Source organism: Vibrio mangrovi (genome assembly GCF_024346955.1).
GTDB lineage: Bacteria > Pseudomonadota > Gammaproteobacteria > Enterobacterales > Vibrionaceae > Vibrio > Vibrio mangrovi.
The window spans coordinates 382,769-402,319 of the sequence record NZ_AP024884.1 but is presented as its reverse complement, the minus strand read 5'-3'; the positions used below and the strand labels follow the sequence as shown (position 1 = coordinate 402,319).

Below are 19,551 nucleotides of genomic sequence, written 5' to 3'. Positions count from 1 at the left end.
GATTCACTGATGTGTGGCGGCATTTTCAGGATGGGTTCCGGGAAAAAATATTTCTTCGACATATCTTTGATCTGTGTCAGATCATGGCATAAAGTGGGATTTGTGCTGCAATTTCCTGTGAAATCGCAGCAAGAATAGATGTCAGTAAACAATGGACAACAGAAAACTTCATCTCTGAAGCGTATTACTGAATTCACCGGTTTCCAGTGCCGGTAAACGATATGCTGCTTTTATTTCAGCAGCAGATGCGTTAGCTCCACTGAATTGTAATACCACATTTTTTCCGGCCAGACGTTCCTTCAGTTTCCAGGCAGCCATCAACGTTGAACTTCCTGCGCCTTCAACCATGTTGTGTGTATAGTGTGCAGCTAATGCAATCCCCCGCAGTATTTCTGCTTCATCCAGTAAAATGAAATCCGCTAAAGCATCTTTATAGAGATTAAATGTGGTTTCATAACCGGCTCCTGTCGCAAGCCCGCCAGCAAAAGTTCCGTTATTCCGCATACATATTTCTCTATTCTTCCATGAAGAGTAAGCAGCACAGGATGCTCTGGCCTGAACAGCGTAGATTTCAATTTCCGGTTTCAGAATTTTCAGGGTTGTCACAGTAGCGGCGACTTCACTGCCCCCGCCAAGAGGAAGAATGATGGCATCAATATCAGGCAGTGTTTCAATAATCTCTAGAAATTCTGTTCCTATGCCATTGATCAGTAACGGCTCATTGGCCGGGTGAACATAGTAATATCCTTTTTCTTCATTGAGTGCAGTCACAACCTGCGCTGCTTCATCAAAATTATTCCCGGCTTCGATAACGTTAGCTCCTGTGTCTTTAATCAATTGTATTTTGGCGGGATTGGTCTCATTCGGCACGACAATGATTGATGGAATATTAAATTGTTTTGCTGACGTACCGACAGATAACCCGTGATTCCCCGTAGAAAAGGTAACCACTCCTTTGATTTGTCTGTCCTTTATGTGAGACATGATGTTGATTCCCCCACGAATTTTAAAACTTCCCGTCGGGTTATAGTTTTCATGCTTGATGTACAGATGACAATTCAGAGTTCGACTGAGATTTTCATACCGGATTAACGGAGACGGTGACAGATACCGGGATATCGTTGATTTTGCTTTGAGTACTTCAAACAAAGATATGGGATGATGCTTTAAACTTTCCATCGTAAAACCTCATATTGTACCGATACAATTATCGTAAATTACACCTGAATTGATTTAATTAACGTACAATTTATGGTATCAATAGATCAATATCCGTACAAAAGGTTTATTGTCACCATGACAATGATAAGAATGGAAATATCAAAAGACGATTCAAGAGCAATTTATAAACAGATTGCGGATCAGCTATCAACCCAAATTGAGCAGGGATTACTCAAACCCAATGAAAAACTGCCGACCCACAGAGCATTAGCCGATCAATTGAATGTGACGGTCGGAACTATTACCCGGGCCTATACAGAGGCAGAACGCCGTGGCTTGGTTGAAGCCAGAGTAGGTGCAGGAACTTATGTCACCGATAAACAGAAAGGATACTGGGAATTTCAGTGCAGTGCTGATGAACAACCGACCACATGTAATTTTGGCTACAACATGCCACCGTTAGTTGGTCAGAGTGACAAAATCAAACAAGCGATGCATGTTCTGTCGGGAGCCTCACTGTCATTTAATGAGTTTTTAGCTTATCAGCAACCGGAAGGGATTGAATCACATCGTAAAATCATCGCTCAATGGTTACAGTCACATGGCCGGAATATAGATAAAGATAAACTGCTACTGACCTCTGGCGTACAACACGGTGTACAAATGATCTTTGACGCGCTGACAGATACCGGAGATACGATTTTAACCGAGAAACTGACATATCCCGGGTTGTTCAGTCTGGCAAGGCATAAAAAACTGAACCTGAGAGGTGTCGAGATTGATGAAGATGGTGTTGTTCCGGAGTCACTGGATGCCGCATGTCAGCATTATCAACCCCGTTTCCTTTATTTAATGCCGACCCTACAGAATCCGACAACATCGGTAATGCCGGCACTTCGTCGCAAAGAAGTCGTCGCTATCTGTAAAAAATATAATGTCCTCATTATTGAGGATGATGTGAATGGATTACTCCCTGATAATCCACCGGAACCTTTAGTCAACTTGGATTCGGAATGGGTTCTGCATTTAGGTTCTTTCTCGAAGTGTTTTGCCCCAGGGCTCAGGGTCGGTTATATACAGCCACCCCAAAGATTATATTCACGTTTAAAAATGAGTTTAAAAGACCATAGCTGGATGCTAAGTCCGTTACTGTCAGGGCTTATCTGTGAATTGATCTGCTCCAAGAGCTTAGATCAGATTTTAGACGCAATAAGGTATGAAACTATCCGAAGGTCACAGATGGCGTTGGATGAATTGCAGCCACTGAAACCACAATACCAACAAGGCGGATTCCATTTATGGCTCTCTTTGCCCGATACCTGGCGCCTCAGTGATTTCATTCATGCCGCAGAACAAAAAGGAGTTACGGTAAAATCAGCGGAACATTTTACCTTACCGGCAGGGAAAGTAACGCCTGCGGTAAGGATATCGCTCGGATGTCCCGGCAGCAGAGAGCAGCTGATGCGAGGACTTATTATTTTAAAAGAGCTATTAGAATCTGATACACCCTATGATTTTGATCTATAACCCACCGGCGTAACGACTGTACAACGGTATTGATGTAGTCACTTTCTGCCTGTCCATTCTCTTTTCCTAACCGGGAAACTGCTGGCAGTACCTGCCAGCAGAACCGGGAAATACAATACATCAGAAAATACTGTCAGGACCAACCGGGATAATTCTGCCGGGGTTCAGAGCCTTGATTGAATAATAGCCCTGCTTGATATGATCAATACGAACTGTTTTTGCAATCCCATCAATCTCATAAATACGTTTGGTATAAGCATAAAGATGGGGCATCTGTGCCAGTAAATTACGGTTACACTTGAATACACCATGATAGGCAGCATCAAAACGCACTAACGTCACAAAGGTTCTCACATCAGTTTCTGTCAGAGCATCACCAAACAGGAACGGACGTCCGTCTGCAAGACGTGATTCCAACTCATCCAGCATCGAAAAAACATTGTGATAAGCTTCTTCATAAGCAAACTGGCTGCTGGCGAAACCAGCCTGATACACACCATTATTCAACTGCTGATAGATTCTCTGATTAAGTGTCTCAATTTCTTCCCGAAACGGTTCAGGATAAAGATCGACAGTAGAACCGGTCAGGTGATCAAATGCAGAGTTGAGCATCCGGATGATGTCAGCCGACTCATTACTCACAATCACTTGTTTCTGCTTATCCCACAAGACAGGCACTGTCGCTCTGCCGGTATACTGAGGATCAACTTTGGTATAAAGCTGGTGCAGATAATCACAACCATTAAGTTCATCGAAATCGGCACCATCTGCATGACCGAATTGCCAGCCCTGATCAGTCATAACCGGATTAACCACACTGATCGAAATGTAGTCTTCCAGACCTTTCAGTGCACGAACCATCAGAGTCCGGGAAGCCCAGGGACAGATATATGCAACGTACAGATGGTAACGGCCCTTCTCTGCCTTGAATCCACCGTCACCGGTCGGACCCGGTTCGCCGTCCGGTGTAATCCAGTGACGAAAACCAGAAGTTTGTCTGATAAAACGGCCTTGTTCATCTTTCGCCTGAACCGGCTGCCAGTCTTTTGTCCAGATACCATTTACAAGCATGTTCTTACTCTCTCTGTCTTGTTCTTTTCGATAGGAGTTACTTTAATCATCAATGAATCAACAATAAATATGAGGAACATTGATTAATTATCAACGTGAAATTGATAATAACAACGAGGGATAAACTGGAGACGAAAAAAAGCCAATCACAATGATCGTGACTGGCTATCAATATGAACAAATTGGTTCACTAACAACGTCAGTTGGCTAGGTGACCCTCGGCTTAATAAGGGTCACTCTACATAAAGCACAATGCGTGCCAACTTTTTAATTGCATTTAATCTTATGATTTTTATATATTTTATATTTTTGCGTTTAGTTTTATTGCATACACAGACATAGTGTAATCGCAAAATGAAAATAAATTCCCATTTTGCAAAACATCATTCAGGTTAAAAAATAGACTTTTCAGAAAGCCATTCTGGCTCTGTCACGCCTTCATATGAGTCACAGTATCTGCCATATGTTTGTATCGGTGAAAAAATATTCATATATACTCATATCTGATAATTGCATATATTTTTTATCATTTTGCATGATAGAAATCTTTTCTCTGACAGAAATGACCCCATAATAGGCTGACAACAAAGGAAATATGTCCGAATCATCTCAAAGAACAGAGACATGATAATCACCGAACCCTTTCCCTCTGTGGGAAGTTTGACCATTCATTGCATGGAGCTTGTATGAATATTCAGAGCCTACGTTTGCAACTACTGATGTTGGCAGTTTTAATCAATCTACTCATCAGTTGTTTCTTTACTTATTTTTCCTACAGTAGTGAGAAAGAACTGTTACTCAAAAGCATTGATTCCCAGTTGATGATCAGTGCAACAGCTTTACCAACCATTCTCGGCACCGACTATCAGGACAGAAGCAGCGTCAGTGATGAAGAATACCTGCAACGGGTGAAAGAACTTTCCCGGTTTGCCGACCGGGCACAGATGACTTATGTATATACCATGGTTGAAAAAGACGGGAAGGTATTTCAGAGTATTACCAGTGCTCCGGAGGAGAATATCACCGATGGCTCTTACGAACGCTACATGAGCGAATATGAAGACGCCAGCGAGCTATTGCTGGACGTTTTTCAGAATCCACGGATTGCCTTCGAAGAATATGCAGACAATCAGGGCAATTTCCGTTCGGTCTTCATTCCGTTTCATTCCCCCGCCGGTAAATTATATCTTGCCGGAGCTGATGTACCAATTGACCATATCAACAAGACGCTGAATGGTTACCTGATTACAAATGCAGGGATTGCCCTGCTGGGATTCGCTCTGTCAACAATGGCATTCTGGTTTTTCTGTACGCCATTACTGCATCACCTGCAAAAAATCCGTTCTCAGCTTGCGGCGGCAGCCGAAAATCTTGATTTAACCCAGAAATTCGACAGCAATATCAAAAATGAGCTGGGGGCAATCAGTGAAGATATGAACCTGCTTTTTTCCCGTTTTTCCGCCGGAATCATTCAGGTCAGCGAAGCGGCTAATCACAATGTCAGATTCTCGGATCAGGTATCGGAAAACGCCGACAATATCCGCCACAACCTGACCAAGAGTCAGGAGCAGGTCAGCAGCACCAGCCACCGGAGTGATGCCATGTATGGTCAACTGGCTATCAGCGCACAAAATAGTATGCAACTGTCGGAAGAACTAACCAATGCCGTGGCTGAACTGAATCATATTGAAAGTGCTTTTTCCAGTCTGGATCAAGCGGTGAACCGTAACCTGAGTAATGAGCTGACTCTTTCCGAGCAATTGACAGCACTCAGTGAAGACACTAAGGAGATCAATGCCATTCTGGACATGATCCATTCACTGGCAGAGCAGACTAACCTGCTGGCACTGAATGCAGCAATCGAAGCCGCCCGGGCTGGTGAAGCCGGACGAGGATTCGCCGTTGTTGCCGACGAAGTCCGTTCACTGTCAGTTCATACCGAGAAAAATCTGGGACTGATTCAGGAAACTCTGGCCCGTATTACCGGCAGTATTACCGATGCATGTACTCAGATGGAAAACTCCGTAGAAGAGATGACTCATCTGACTCAGGCTTCACAAACCGGCTACGAACAATTAAAACACTGTGCCAGAACGATTCTGAACCAGCAGGAAAAAATAACTCGCTGGGTGGACGACAGTCAGCAAACACAGCAACAGGCCAATGATATTCAGACCGAGATGGAACTGGCTGTAACCCGAATCACGCAGGCCTATGAAGATACTGAACTGGTATCTGGTGCAGCAACAGAGCTGAAAGGCGGCGCAAGACAGCTACTGGCCCTGAGCAGGCAGTTCAAAACCGGCTGAATAGCACCCGGGATTGAGAATTATTGAGATGCAACTGACTGAGTATTGATGTCCGGCTGAAATACCAAAGACATTTTACTGCTATTTGTTTGAATTTATTCATTCATAGTAATGAAATCAGACTTATAATTGAAAATGTGCCTCGACTACGAAGGAGAAGATAATGAATTGCAGAGCTGCATCGATTTTACTATCCAGTCTCATCCTGACTCTGGCACTTCCGGTTATAGCCAGCCCCGAACCGGCAGACAGAGAGAATTGTGTCACAGTCATCACTTCCGGCAGTGTCACTCGTCCGTTCTGGTCCCAGGTTGTTGCAGGCGCTACACAGGCAGGAAAAGAGCTGGGACTCAAAGTATACGCCAGAGGCACAGTGGAAGATTCAGATGCTGTGGGACAAAAATTTGTATTAGACAACACCATGAAATTGTTTCGCTGCCAGGGCTTGGTTATCGCACCTTCAGACATCAGCAGGAATCAGGATATTGCCCGTTTGAAAGGTGAAAATATCCCTGCCGTTTATATTGACAGAGATACCGGAGGAGAACGGCTGGCCTCAGTTACAACCGATAACTATGCAGCGGGACAACTTGCTGCAAAGAAAATGGGAGAAGCGCTGGGTTACCACGGTAATATTCTGCTGTTCCGACTGAAGAAAGGCGTTGCATCGACAGATGCCAGAGAACGTGGTTTCTCAGATGAGGCCAAAAAGATAGGATTGAAAATCGTCGCTGAAACTTATCTGGGAACACAAGTAGGTGACGCCCGTTCAAAGGCCGGAAAACTCCTTGAGCAGTTTCAGCGGGTTGACGGAATCTTTACACCTAACGATACCACGACTATTGGTGTTCTGATCGCCAGAGAAAATCATAAGGAGCAGACAAATATCATCCATATCGGCTTTGATGAACAAAAGATGATCGTTGATAGCCTGAAGAAAGGCAAACTATACGGCTATATTATCCAACTGCCGTTTAAGATGGGATATCAGGGTGTCTGGCTCATTCATCAGGCGCTTCAGGGGAAAAAAATTCAGGGCAAAATGCATACACCCATCCAGTTTATCTCCCGGCAGGATAAAATAACTGCTAAACCGAAAAATGAATGATATAAAAATATCAGTTTCTTGTTTTTTACACTAAACCCCAATATTATTTCTCATCAATATATTGGGGTAATACATCAATACCATTCTATAGCCTTCCTTATCAATCATATTCTCACACCGAAATTTCAATATATTTAATTCTAGTTACCTATCAGTAAAACATTTATTTCAGTAATTAAATCAAACCTGTTTCATTACAACTGGAATACTGAGATTTAGTCATCTATTCTCATTTTTCACATCATATATAATACGAAGTGTTCAGTTTTAAATTTTATCAAATTACATAAACTTTGTGGTTTGATAAAAAATCTGGTAGCAATCGTTGCCATTCGATAATTAGCACTAACAAAGAAGGCTAGATAAGTATGAAAATAAAAAATTCATTAGGCATTTCAACAGCTTTTATACTTAGCTCAATGAGCTTAGGTGTATTTGCCGGTAATGTAACTGTTAATTTTAATACTCAATATCAAGAAATTGATGGTTTTGGTGGCATGAATGCACCGGGCTGGATTAACGATTTGACTTCGGCACAGGCCACTAAAGCATTCGGTACAGGCAATGGTGAAATGGGCTTATCCATTATGCGCATGCGAATCGATCCCGATTCCAATCAATGGAATAAGCAGGTACCAATCGCTCAAATTGCTTATTCATATGGTGCTAAATTATTGGCAACGCCCTGGACACCGCCAGCCTATATGAAAGACAACAACAGCTTAAAGAACGGCGGCAAACTGAAAACAGAACATTACTGGGGTTATACAAATCATTTAATGGATTTTACCAGTTATATGGCCGGTAAAAGTGCACCTATTTATGCATTGTCTTTACAGAATGAACCAGACTGGCATCCGGATTATGAATCCTGCGACTGGTCAGGTGCAGATTTTGTTGCTTATCTGAATGATCAGGGCTGGCGGCTTGATCCTGCACTCAAAATTGTTGCACCCGAATCATTAAGATTTAATACCGCTTATTCAGATCCTATTTTAAATAATAATGTCGCCAATAGTTACGTTGATATTATTGGTGGACATCTATATGGTGCCACACCGAAAAATTATCCGCTTGCTCTGCAAAAAGGTAAAAAACTTTGGATGACAGAACACTATACCAATACTGAAGATGCAAATAACTGGAACGAAGCAATAAATGTTGGTTTAGAGATACATCAAAGTATGGTTGCAAATTATAGTGCTTATATCTGGTGGTATATTCGTCGTAGCTACGGTCTGTTAACGGAAGATGGTAATGTCAGTAAACGTGGCTACATCATGTCACAGTTTTCAAAATTTGTTCGTCCGGGTTATGTACGGATTGCCGCAACTGAAACGCCGGAAAGTAATGTATATGTCACCGCGTATAAAAACAGTTCAGGCAAACTTGTGATTGTCGTCGTCAATAAAACCAACTCTCATAAGCAGCTTAATTTTACCTTGAGAAACGGTACCGTGAGTTCAATGACAAAATATTCAACCTCAGCTTCTATGAATATGGACTACAGAGGTAATTACTCTGTCAGCAACAACCAGTTCACTGCTTATGCTGATCCCTGGGCGGTACAAACATTTGTTTCTAACTAATCTTGTTTGAGCAAGGATAGGTTGGTCACTTCGATCCAGCCATGACTCATATAAAAAAAGCCAATCACAAAAGTCGTGATTGGCTATCAATATGAACAAAAATAGGTTCACTAACAACGTCAGTTGGCTAGGTGACCCTCGGCTTAAAGGGTCATTCAACTAATTGCACTATACGTGCCAAGTTTTAGATAAAATATAACCAACTGTTTTTATAGGCATTCGCTTGATGCTAAATCCATTGATGGCGCATCTGCCCATAATCAATTTTCAAAATGAAAATAAAGTCCCATTTTGCAAAAGACAAATTTCACTACTCATAGGTCCGCCGCGGGATCAGCATTTCATACACAAAGAAAATCAGCAAAAGGCAGCCAAAAGTAATGAAAACCGCAGTCATTCCTTCAGAACCGAATCCGTCCAGCATTGCTCCGATCATCAGCAAACCGATAATGCCACCAAAAGAGTCCATCAGGGTGTAACTCATATTGGCTGACATCTGATCCTGCTGACAGAAGCGTTCTCCCATTACCGTCAAACCAATCCCGTAAATGCCGCCCATGCAGCCTCCCCAGACAAACAATAACGCCAGAGCAACCCAGTATTTTGCATAAACTGCCATCGACAAAAATACGGCACAGACCACCGAACCAAAAATGCAGAACAGCACGACAGTCCGCCGGTTCAGAATCGATGCAAAAGTGCTCATCAGAATACCAAGGCTGACGCTTCCGGTCATAAACATCGTCAGTAACAACTGCGCCTGAGGTTCAGACAGTCCATTGTGTAATCCGTATAGTGTCAGAAACCCCGGTAAGCCAAAGAAACTGATCCCACCGACAAATGCAGCCACCAGAATGATTTTCGCATGCCGGAAAGCAAAACCGACCCGGACAACGCCGAGACTATGCATCGACTGTCCTCGCGCCTTCAGGCAAAAACAGAGCAGCAGCGGCAACAGCGTAATCAGTGCTCCGGCTTCAAAACGCCAGTTCATCGTCAGATGAGTCAGTTGCAATACGATTGGCCCTAAAGCAATCCCGCAGGAAAGTGCCGAGGAGTACAATCCCATCATCAAGCCTTTAAGTTTCCCCTGAACACTGATATTCAGCCAGGTCTGGAGCAACACCAGCAACATACCGGTTGACAGGCCATAACTGAAAATACCGATCAGCCACAGGCTATAAAGTGTTGCATGAGCCATGACTAACAGACTTAGTGCTCTGCATAACGTCAGTATCAGCAGGGAAAGAAAAATCCCGAAGTGACTCAGGTACCGGCTGAGCGGACGGTAAAACAGCAAGACTCCGATAATTTCAAAAGACATCGCGATTCCGATCGCTGTATTACCGATGCCCTGCCCGTCCATCACAACCGGTATCGTGACATAATTGATTCCGGAAGAAAGCTGAACCAGCAGCGTTGCCATGATGAGCAGAATGGACGCATATTCTTTCATTCTCCTTTCTCCTTACCGACTTGCCAGGCAATGTGCAGAACACCGTAGTCATTCAGGGTGAGTTCACACGCTAACTGTTGCAATATATGAATGACTTTCAGCAGATGTAGATCGGTTGAAGAAAATGTGACTAACCGATTGACTGCACCGTCTTCTGCGGAAAGTTGTAAAAGATGTCGGCACCGCGTCTGCCCCACATCTCCGTGAACTGAAATCTCCGTCACCAGATGCCAGCGGTCCAGACCTTCTTCCGCAATACTGGTTTGCCCGCTCACCGGCTGGTTCAGGATCTGACTGAGCCAGTAATACAATTCAGAAAATGCTTCCAGCAGAGCCTGACAATCACCCTGAACGGGATGCGGCATTTCTCCCAGCCATTCGTGCTGACCACTTCCGGCCTGTTGCAGTACCGAATTCAGCTTGCCAAACCAGTCAGACAAGTAAAACGACTCAATCACGGTTGAAATATCCCCCTGACTGAGGGCGTAGTCATAAACTGCCTGATGATAAGATTCAGCCTGCCTGAGAATCTTCTGAGGACAGTCACTCAAAGAACGGTCTTTCTTCCCATGGCTGAGTTGCTCTGATAACTGGTGAGAAAAATAACGTACCACTTCCAACAAGGCATCCCGGCTATGACGAAACTGGGATACTCTGTATGCAGCCTGTGTTTCTGCTGCTTTCAGTTCACGCACATTATTCACGTGGGAACGGCGAATCCACCACACCACCAGCCCGGCAATCAGTCCAAGAAACAGAATGATGATTTTTGCCTTGCCGAATACGCGCTGAATATTACTCAGCCGCTTATAGAAACCACTGAGTTCCAGATCCATCGCCAGCACACCGACAAACTCACCTTTTGCATCATAAAACGGTGCATACGCGCTAATGAACGTGCCCCACTGATCGCGGTAAGGTACGGCAGAAACGCCGATCTCCTGATTTTTCAGTGCATCCATCAATTCCTGAGGCGCGTCATCATAAAGTGTCATTAAAGCCGGCGGCGGATCGGGCAGACCATCTCCGTCGCCATCATTCTGCGGACTGGGATTGACAATAAAATAGATCCCCTGCGGTTTTAAAATACAGGTATAGATATAACGGACATCTGTTGCAGCCTGCCGGATTCGCTCCATTTGCATCGCCATCGCATGATACTCAGGATCATCGGGCAATGTTTCTGCATTGAAATGGCGATGAATATCACCATTCAGTGTCGTTGCCGACGCACTGACCGTTGAAATTAGCCCGGCTTTAATCTGTTCTTCCAGAGCACTGACTGATTTGGCATAAAGCAAATAGGTGGTAATCCCCAGTAATGCGATCAGAACCGTAGCAGCAAGGGTTGCATCAAGACACGTTTTAGTCGATTGGGAGAGTTTCATAGGCCACTATTCACTCCTATCAGCATACTCATCGCAATGAGAAACAGTGTCGGGAAAATGGCCCGGCAGCGGGGTATCACATGCTTCACCGGCCTGCCCTTCTCCTCTCTGATCTTGACAAATACAATTACTAAAATTGCTGCAAAAATGCTGACATATCCCATGATGACCATCCGCTCAATCAGCGTGGTATACGGTAGTCTCGGTAACAGACTACTGGTGTAAAAGGTATAAGCCACAACCGTGAGCATCATTGTGAAAGAAGTCATCAGCCGCTCAGAAAATCCTTCAATCCAGAACACCGCCCATGAGGCAACCAGAATCAGAGAAAGCGGCAGAATAAAACGCCACAGATAATAGTCCGGTTTACGGGAAGCTTCGATACTGATGGTCAGGCGGGAGAAATGGCTGAGTGCGCCACTTTGCAGGTGCGCATAATCCGAACGGCTCACTCTGGCCTCCGGTTCACCCTGCATTTGCCATTCACTCAGGCTTTGATTATCCAGTGTTTCAATATCGATCCGGGCAGATCCGAACACCAGTTGAGCCTGTTCATAGGAAAATGGTTCCATGATTAACTCAAATATCTGGTGATCAAACGGAAACTGCCGAAAATCCATTTCTGTGGTGAAAAGTCCCTGAAACCGTTCGTTGTATGTCACCCGGCCATCTGCCGTAATCACCAGACGCATATTTGCTGTCTGGCGCTTACCGATAATATTGATAAACTCGAAAGCCGGTACCCACATTCCTGCATTCATCAGTTGTTCCGCCTGATGATTTTCATAAACACGCTCACCACTGGCCGGACGATAGGTTGTATCCGGTTCGTACCAGGAGGTCACCAGATAACCATCGACTTTATAGGTTTGATCGACCGTATTAACACCGTAGATTTTGTTGATCGATACGGACGTATCAACCACATACTGGGCATAAAGTTCTGGAGAACAGAGATAAATCAGGGCGGCGATTCCCCATAAAATCCCTTTCAGCATCATATGAAGGATTCCTCTTTAGATGAATGACTATCCGGTAACTCCCCATAAAATGAGCGGATCGAACTCAGATCAGTCAGGGGATTTTTCGGCTGGGCCGATAGTGAAAAAGCACGGGAATGAGATAATGAATCGAGTAATGCATCAATCGCTTCCTGAGTAACGTGACTCAATACGACAACATGACACATACGCTGTAGCTTGCCATGGATCATGACATCATTCTGGGCCAGAGAAAATTTCCGGATCACCGCCGCATCAGGAGCAGTAAAACGGACAATATTACTGTACTGCGGCCTTGGCATGACTATCAGATGTTTTCCCGTCGGGTCCAGATGGTGAAACAGTGATTCAATCCGGCTTTGGGTATAATCGGCCAGCGTATCATTGAATCGTGTCAGCTGTTGCAGCCCCACTTTCCCCAAGCTTGTGAGTCGCTCCCACAGATACAATGCAAATACGCCCTGCCGCGAGCCGGAAACTGTCGAATCACGACTGCCGATATAAACCGGCCGGGCAGCAGAACCAACTTTATAACGTTCCTGCATCAGATAAACGCCACAGGCCCAGGGCGCTCCCAGCCATTTATAAGGACTGGTACACAGAGACATAACTTCCGGATGGCGGAATTCGTAAGGTTCATCAGTAACCGAGAAAGGTTCAGAGGCAGAGCGCAGATAAGGGGAAAAATTGGCAGCCAGAGCACCATCAACATGAATCCAGTAGCGCCGCTGCTGAGGGGTATTTCTGCCCAGCAGCGGCTTCAGACGGTTGAGAATCTCATAAATTGCGTCGCTGCCACCACTGAATGTTGCCCCATGATTCAGAACTAGAATAACCGGGTATCCGGCCGTCATAAAAAATTCAACCAGTGCATACAAATCATCGATATTGACTGCATCACGTTCATCGACGCCCAGAGGCTGATGCCAGTTGCCCTGATTGATCGGACATTCCCCCAATGCAGGTCCGATATCATGAAACAGGTTCACTCCAACCAACTGGCTGGCTTTATAGACAGAATAGTGAGTTGCCACCGAACAGATTAAAACCGGTGGATGACGGACGACCGTGGCATCGGCATATCCTTCAACCGGATGACCGCATAAAAAATCCCGGGCATTCCAGAGTGCGTAGATATTCCCTTCTGTCGACCCCATTGCGGTCAGATATCCCCAGTACCGACGCTGAGTATGTGGCCCGGAAAAGCCACAGAGTTGAGCGTAATATTCCAGAACCGCACGCTCGAACTGCTTGGCATTGATCCGATAACTGCCTTCTTCAAACCCATCCCCAAGATTCAGCAGGTTCAGGGAAAGAAAAGGCAATAATACCGGGGAGAACTCCACTTGCTGATTCGTCTGGTAACCCAGAAAAGATTTTTTCTGCCGGTTCAGTGTCGCAAAATAATTTGACAGAATTGCTTCTCTCTCAGATGCACCTAATCGACTTTCCTTAATCGCCAATTGCTGTTGAATGTCCATCTATTACTCCATCTTATGACTTCCGGTGCTGTTGTAAGCTTTCAGCCGCAGAAGATGCGGATATTGGTATAACTATCGACAGATTAGATAGATAGCGGATGTATTACGCGGTGAAACACAGGTTTTAGACGGGGTTGTTCATGTGGATATTTCAGAATATGTGGCCTTGCAGAGTTCAGTCTATACTTATTGATATTGATCAATTTTTTGACCACCCATTCCAACGAACAGGAATGATTCTAACAACAGGAAGCAAGAGGCTAGTTATGAGTAATCATGTATGGGGATTATTACATCATCCGGAACGTGAATGGCGAGATATCAATGCCGAACACGAAACTGTCAGCCACCTGTATGTACATCATGTACTGTGGATGGCCGCCATTCCGGTGGTCTGTTCATTGATCGGAACCACTCAGGTCGGATGGACATTTGGCGGGGAGGAAACCTATAAAGTTTCTCTGATGAACGGCATTGCACTGGGAGTTGCATTCTATGCTTTGATTCTGATGGCCGTCGGGATTGTCGGTAGCCTGATTCACTGGCTGGCGCGCAATATACCGAACCGTCCGGAACGACGTGACTGCATCATCTTCGCCGGGTATATCGCGACTCCGATGTTCCTGAGTGGCATCTTTGCCATATATCCGGTGTTCTGGCTCTGTCTGCTCGCACTGCTGTTCGGAGTTATCTATACCGCCTATCTGTTGTATAAAGGAACGCCCAGTTTTCTGGGGATCAGTCACAAACGAGGCTTTATTCTATCCGGAGCTACTCTTGGTGCCGGCGTGCTGATTCTGGAAGCTCTGCTTGCTGTGGTCGTTCTGCTCTGGAGTATGGGCTCTGAAAACAGCGTTGTCTGGCAGTTCTTTTAACGCTTTCAGATACACGATATTAAGACCGGCCATACAAACATACGAATACACAACAGGAACCTCTGCTGTGTATTCGTATGATCACTGAAACAAAACCTGCGACAAACTTATATGCTATCTGCCAGCTTCTTCCGGTACTGGACCGGGGACATATTGGCATGAAGCCGGAAAAATCTTGAGAAAACAGCCTGAGAAGAAAAATAAGCCAGCTCACTGATTTCTTTAATACTTTTCCGGGTTTCAGCCAGTAGTTCACAGGCTTTTTTCAGCCGGACCCGGTTAAATACATCCGTAAATGACTGATTATCCTGACGTAACTTATTATTCAGCGTCCAGCGGCTTATTTTCAGGTGACGGCAAACACAATCAAGTACTGAGTTTTCATGGTGAATATTATTGTGAAACAGAAGTGACTCGATCAGTTCTTCAACCACAGCAGCAAACGTCTGCTCCTCAGCGATCCGGTGGCACATGCTATCCAGCTGAATTTTCTGCAACTGATTCAGCCTCTGATTAAAGTGCCCATTCGCATCCTGTAGATAAGGGCTTTCGATGATGAGATAGTTTTCACTCTGATTCAGCAGGCACTGTGTTTCCAGACTATCGTTCACGACACTCCGGGAAAGTGTACCGACATAAGTCAGCCCCGCCTGTACAGACATCACTGGCAGATAGGATTTCAGCAGCTCCCGAAAAATAATGAAGTTTCCTAAAGCACTGGTCGACAGTTCTTCCGGGCCGTCATCAACATAGGTCAGCTTTATCCGGTTATCATCGACCTGAAGACCACAACGGTCACAATTACCAATCAGAACACGATAACGGATGAAACTTTCTGCGGCCTGAACCGACGAAGACTCGTTCATACACAAACCAATCAACTCCGGAAACATTGCAAAGAGTGAGTCAATCGAAGACGATTCATAGACATAACGGCTATACTTCATCGTCTCCAGCATGAACTGGTAATGAGTCTGCTCCGGGATTCTGCCATTCGGCCTGTTCAGCTCGTACTCACTAATACCACATTTTCTCAGAATCGCTTGAATATCAATATGGTGTGAAGATAATTGTTGGGCCATGTTACGGGCTAATATATTAGAGACACTTTTTTTCATATACGCTCCTTCCCTGAAACTTTGAAAGAAAAGTCACTCGCCCGAATCAGCCGACACATTCGAATAGGAAATACAGACACGAGTACCGTATCAATTTAACAAATATCTCTTCCCTGAAACTGCACTGATTTGTCATAGAGTGATACAACACAAAAGCGAAATATGGATTGTGTAATATGCATCATAATGTGCAATACAGTTAATGATCTTATTATCACTCTAAGCCTTGCTAATCTGGCGGATTTTGCTTTCGGTTCATGCAACGATCAATAAGATCCAGCAAATAATTAAGTGACACAAAAAAGGCGGGCAATGCCCGCCAAATGGGTGATGTGAATCTTTTATTCTTTAACGGTAACAAATGATTCAGCCGTAACGCCTTCTTCTAATGCTAATGCTCCCGGCGTTGTTTTATCGACTACGACTTCTTTGCGTACCACAAAGTTAATTGGAGTGACCGAGGAAATATCGGATGAATCACTAATATAAACCTTATAAGTACCCGGTTCGACAATCCATTGGTTACTATCAGGGTCGAAACTTGCCAGTGTCTCCGGAGAAATATCAAGCAGCATCCATTGTGATTTTCCAGGAGCCAGCTCTCTTGTTTTGGCAAAAGCTTTCAGTTCGATATTAGGTTTTTTCAGTTTGACTTCCGGTGCTGAAACATAGACCTGAACCACTTCTTTCCCTGAGACATCACCGGTATTCGTCACCGTGGTTTTAATCAGTACACCATTTTTATGATGACGACGGTTCAATGCATTTTTGAGTACTTTCGATTGTGAGAATTTGAACGATGTATATGACAATCCATAACCGAACGGATAAGCGACTTCCTTATCAAAAGTCTGATAATAACGATATCCGACATAAATATCTTCATTGTAATATTCGTGATCCAATGCACCGTCGTTATCTTCATCGACACCAGGGAATGTTGCTGAAGACGGAACATCCGAATAAGACAGCGGAATGGTTTGTGTCAGTTTGCCGCTAGGATTAGCCTCACCGGAGATAATATCGGCAATGGCGTCACCAGATTCCTGTCCCGGCATATAAGCCAGCACAATACCATCGACTTTATCCTGCCATTCACTGACATCAATCACACCGGCAATGTTCAGGACAACAACGACCTTCTTATTCTGTGCATGAAAAGCGGTTGAAACGGATGAAATCAGATCCAGTTCTTTTTCGGTGAGTAAGTAGTCTCCCCGTTCGACCTGACGATCCGCAGCTTCACCAGCCATACGTCCGAGTGTAATCATAGCAACATCACTACTTTGTGCCGCATTGCTAATCTGAGCTCCCAGCTCGGCAACTGAAGGTTCTTCACAAAGAACAATTTCTGACATTCCCATGCCGTCGGTAGTGACAACTTTATTTTCTTCAAAATAATCGTTATAGAATGAAACCAGATCCTGATTCATTGGGAATTGAGCAGCCAACCCATCAATAACCCGGGTAACATGATTCGGATGCACATCACCACTTCCGGTTCCGCCTTTTAGCGTATTGACCTGAGTGATACCAAATGAAGCAATCTGCTGTGTAGCTGCAACCGGCAAGACCGCGTCTTTGTTTTTCAGCAGAATAATTCCTTCATCCGCCACCTGTCTGGCCAATGTCGCATGAGAATCCAAATCCGGATTGTTCGAGATCGGATAACGTTTTGCCGACGGCGTTTTGAGAACCTGAGCAACAATATGCTGCACGTTACGATCAAGGGTAGCTTTGGTCATATCTCCGTTTTCATATGCCTTAACAACATATTCACCCCAGTCTCCCAAACCGGGAATAACCGAATTTTCACCACCGGGCTGGATAACATCAACACCGGCATTGAGCAGGTCGATAGGATTGTATCCGGCATACCAGTCACTCATCGCCAGACCATTAAATCCCCACTCATCGCGCAGGATGTCGGTCATCAGATCAGCTCGCTCCCCGGTATTAGTACCATTAATCTGGTTATACGAAGACATAATGGCCCAAGGGTGAGATTGTTTGACAGCATACTCGAATCCCCGCAGATAAATTTCCCGGAGTGCACGCGGAGTAGCCACAGCATTGATGAAAAAGCGGTTAGTCTCTGAGTTATTGGCCGCAAAGTGTTTGATTGTCGTTGCAACACCTTCACCCTGAACTCCCTGAACCATAGCCGATGCTATCAGTCCACTCACCAGCGGATCTTCAGAATAATATTCAAAATTACGACCATTCAGCGGGTTACGCTGAATATTCATTCCCGGAGCCAGCCAGAAATCAACACCATATTCTTTTCCCTCGCTTGCAATAGCCCGGCCAATGTTACGGATTAGTTCCGTATTCCAGGTTGATGCCATCAAAGAACCGTTTGGAAATGCTGTCGTATAATAAGTATTGTTATCACCATCGCGGGTTGGATCAATCCTGATACCTGCCGGGCCATCCGCCAGTTTCATGGCTGGAATATCTAATCCTCGTGCTTCGTCATAAACACCATGGATATATCCGGCAACCCCTTTCACCGGATCTTTCAGGTTAACAACGTCTCCGTCTTCAGGATTCATTCCCGCCCCGACCAACATTTTCAGTTTTTCTTCATCGGTCATTCTTGCAACAATGAATTTAGCCATGATGTCATAAAAATCTATTCCTTTATGCCATTTTACATATGTGTTCTCGGATTTAATTTGTGTGCTATCTGATTTTGCCTGAGCATTATCCGGATAAAATCCGTAGCCCATCAACATCGTTGCTGAAATAATAGTTGTGAGTATTTTCTTTTTCATTTTTAATTCCATACTGATCTCATTCCTATCAGACTTATCTATTATATTCTCATTAAAACATTTCCAAATTATTCTCATCATACTGAAAGTAAAGACTTTCCATTAAATAATGGATATGTTTTCAGGGTCACCTAATGTTCAAAACAATATTAATTTATTTTGATTAGTAATGTTTTTGCACATCGGAGATTTTTTTTGCTTTGGAGAGATTTATTAAAAAGTGTGATTTTTAGCAGGATAACGAACAATAACCAATCTCATTTTTGAGAAAATCTAAATATTAAACGATGTCACTATAAAAATTTCACAGCATAATATCGAATAGAACATCGTCACTGAATTTATTAACGGCTTTGAAATAATATTAATTAGGCTGATTTAAAATTAATATGAGCTCTATTTTAGTTCTTATTACCTATATATTTTTCATTTCTGATGTTACTTCTGTTCCACAAATAACATAAATATGAATATTACTGCATAATAAATTGAGAATTCATTTTTCTGACTTTCAGTTCACGTCACCAGACTGGTGAAATAAAGTACATTTTTCCCACATCCTATTTAAATAACACTTTTTAATATCGCAGTTTTTTGTGATCGACCACTATTTTTAAAACAGCTCGATTCATATTTTTCATACTATTGTTGACATGACACAAATGCCTTGTGTTTCATAGTGTGTTTCAC

The 19,551-nt window shown here is 44.0% G+C and carries 13 protein-coding genes; 5 read left to right on the top strand and 8 right to left on the bottom strand.

Annotation, left to right across the window (positions count from 1 at the left end):
* Nucleotides 1-168: 168 nt before the first annotated feature.
* A complete protein-coding gene (locus OCU74_RS18040) occupies nt 169-1,179 on the bottom strand; it encodes a threonine ammonia-lyase (RefSeq protein WP_087480976.1) in 1,011 nt (336 codons plus the stop codon).
* Nucleotides 1,180-1,296: 117 nt separating this feature from the next.
* On the opposite strand from OCU74_RS18040, the gene OCU74_RS18035 reads away from it, so the two are divergent.
* Nucleotides 1,297-2,688 (top strand): aminotransferase-like domain-containing protein, encoded by a 1,392-nt coding sequence (locus OCU74_RS18035; RefSeq protein WP_087480977.1) that lies wholly within the window; start codon nt 1,297-1,299, stop codon nt 2,686-2,688.
* Between the two features lie 120 nt (nt 2,689-2,808).
* Here OCU74_RS18035 and OCU74_RS18030 read toward each other — a convergent pair whose 3' ends face one another.
* The gene (locus OCU74_RS18030) at nt 2,809-3,759 is read right to left on the bottom strand and encodes a glutathione S-transferase family protein (protein ID WP_087480978.1); all 951 of its coding nucleotides are present in this window, start codon (nt 3,757-3,759) and stop codon (nt 2,809-2,811) included.
* A 686-nt stretch (nt 3,760-4,445) separates the two neighbouring features.
* Between OCU74_RS18030 and OCU74_RS18025 the strand changes: the two genes are divergently transcribed.
* From OCU74_RS18025 to OCU74_RS18015, 3 genes are all read left to right on the top strand, one after another.
* The gene (locus OCU74_RS18025) at nt 4,446-6,068 is read left to right on the top strand and encodes a methyl-accepting chemotaxis protein (protein ID WP_087480979.1); all 1,623 of its coding nucleotides are present in this window, start codon (nt 4,446-4,448) and stop codon (nt 6,066-6,068) included.
* A gap of 163 nt (nt 6,069-6,231) precedes the next feature.
* Nucleotides 6,232-7,176 carry a substrate-binding domain-containing protein gene (locus OCU74_RS18020; protein ID WP_087480980.1) on the top strand — a complete coding sequence of 315 codons (945 nt, stop codon included), beginning with the start codon at nt 6,232-6,234 and terminating at the stop codon, nt 7,174-7,176.
* Between the two features lie 368 nt (nt 7,177-7,544).
* Complete coding sequence (locus OCU74_RS18015; protein ID WP_087480981.1) at nt 7,545-8,765, top strand: glycoside hydrolase family 30 beta sandwich domain-containing protein; 1,221 nt, start codon at nt 7,545-7,547, stop codon at nt 8,763-8,765.
* A 310-nt stretch (nt 8,766-9,075) separates the two neighbouring features.
* Here OCU74_RS18015 and OCU74_RS18010 read toward each other — a convergent pair whose 3' ends face one another.
* The 4 genes from OCU74_RS18010 to OCU74_RS17995 are packed head-to-tail and all read right to left on the bottom strand — an operon-like array spanning nt 9,076 to nt 14,091.
* The gene (locus tag OCU74_RS18010; RefSeq protein WP_087480982.1) at nt 9,076-10,221 is read right to left on the bottom strand and encodes an MFS transporter; all 1,146 of its coding nucleotides are present in this window, start codon (nt 10,219-10,221) and stop codon (nt 9,076-9,078) included.
* Entirely contained in the window at nt 10,218-11,609 is a 1,392-nt protein-coding gene (locus tag OCU74_RS18005) for a cache domain-containing protein (protein WP_087480983.1), read from the bottom strand. The genes OCU74_RS18010 and OCU74_RS18005 overlap by 4 nt, the downstream gene beginning before the upstream one ends.
* The gene (locus OCU74_RS18000) at nt 11,606-12,610 is read right to left on the bottom strand and encodes a ligand-gated ion channel (RefSeq protein ID WP_087480984.1); all 1,005 of its coding nucleotides are present in this window, start codon (nt 12,608-12,610) and stop codon (nt 11,606-11,608) included. Before OCU74_RS18000 ends, OCU74_RS18005 begins: the two co-directional genes overlap by 4 nt.
* Complete coding sequence (locus OCU74_RS17995) at nt 12,607-14,091, bottom strand: pyridoxal-dependent decarboxylase (protein ID WP_087480985.1); 1,485 nt, start codon at nt 14,089-14,091, stop codon at nt 12,607-12,609. Before OCU74_RS17995 ends, OCU74_RS18000 begins: the two co-directional genes overlap by 4 nt.
* A 266-nt stretch (nt 14,092-14,357) precedes the next feature.
* Between OCU74_RS17995 and OCU74_RS17990 the strand changes: the two genes are divergently transcribed.
* Nucleotides 14,358-14,966 carry a Yip1 family protein gene (locus tag OCU74_RS17990; RefSeq protein WP_087480986.1) on the top strand — a complete coding sequence of 203 codons (609 nt, stop codon included), beginning with the start codon at nt 14,358-14,360 and terminating at the stop codon, nt 14,964-14,966.
* 107 nt (nt 14,967-15,073) lie between these two features.
* Here the strand turns inward: OCU74_RS17990 and OCU74_RS17985 are convergent, their stop codons facing one another.
* Together OCU74_RS17985 and OCU74_RS17980 are read right to left on the bottom strand one after the other, a co-directional pair.
* Nucleotides 15,074-16,084: an AraC family transcriptional regulator gene (locus OCU74_RS17985; RefSeq protein ID WP_087480987.1), complete on the bottom strand. Its 1,011-nt coding sequence runs from the start codon at nt 16,082-16,084 to the stop codon at nt 15,074-15,076.
* A 341-nt stretch (nt 16,085-16,425) separates the two neighbouring features.
* Complete coding sequence (locus tag OCU74_RS17980; protein WP_200807714.1) at nt 16,426-18,861, bottom strand: beta-glucosidase; 2,436 nt, start codon at nt 18,859-18,861, stop codon at nt 16,426-16,428.
* Nucleotides 18,862-19,551 lie beyond the last annotated feature (690 nt).

Excerpts from the sequence above, each read along its gene's own strand:
- OCU74_RS18005 (WP_087480983.1), bottom strand. The coding sequence starts at position 11,609 with ATGAAACTCTCCCAATCGACTAAAACGTGTCTTGATGCAACCCTTGCT.
- OCU74_RS18015 (WP_087480981.1), top strand. The coding sequence starts at position 7,545 with ATGAAAATAAAAAATTCATTAGGCATTTCAACAGCTTTTATACTTAGC.
- OCU74_RS18000 (WP_087480984.1), bottom strand. The coding sequence starts at position 12,610 with ATGATGCTGAAAGGGATTTTATGGGGAATCGCCGCCCTGATTTATCTC.
- OCU74_RS18030 (WP_087480978.1), bottom strand. The coding sequence starts at position 3,759 with ATGCTTGTAAATGGTATCTGGACAAAAGACTGGCAGCCGGTTCAGGCG.
- OCU74_RS17995 (WP_087480985.1), bottom strand. The coding sequence starts at position 14,091 with ATGGACATTCAACAGCAATTGGCGATTAAGGAAAGTCGATTAGGTGCA.
- OCU74_RS18025 (WP_087480979.1), top strand. The coding sequence starts at position 4,446 with ATGAATATTCAGAGCCTACGTTTGCAACTACTGATGTTGGCAGTTTTA.
- OCU74_RS18035 (WP_087480977.1), top strand. The coding sequence starts at position 1,297 with ATGACAATGATAAGAATGGAAATATCAAAAGACGATTCAAGAGCAATT.
- OCU74_RS17980 (WP_200807714.1), bottom strand. The coding sequence starts at position 18,861 with ATGAAAAAGAAAATACTCACAACTATTATTTCAGCAACGATGTTGATG.
- OCU74_RS18020 (WP_087480980.1), top strand. The coding sequence starts at position 6,232 with ATGAATTGCAGAGCTGCATCGATTTTACTATCCAGTCTCATCCTGACT.
- OCU74_RS18040 (WP_087480976.1), bottom strand. The coding sequence starts at position 1,179 with ATGGAAAGTTTAAAGCATCATCCCATATCTTTGTTTGAAGTACTCAAA.
- OCU74_RS17990 (WP_087480986.1), top strand. The coding sequence starts at position 14,358 with ATGAGTAATCATGTATGGGGATTATTACATCATCCGGAACGTGAATGG.
- OCU74_RS18010 (WP_087480982.1), bottom strand. The coding sequence starts at position 10,221 with ATGAAAGAATATGCGTCCATTCTGCTCATCATGGCAACGCTGCTGGTT.
- OCU74_RS17985 (WP_087480987.1), bottom strand. The coding sequence starts at position 16,084 with ATGAAAAAAAGTGTCTCTAATATATTAGCCCGTAACATGGCCCAACAA.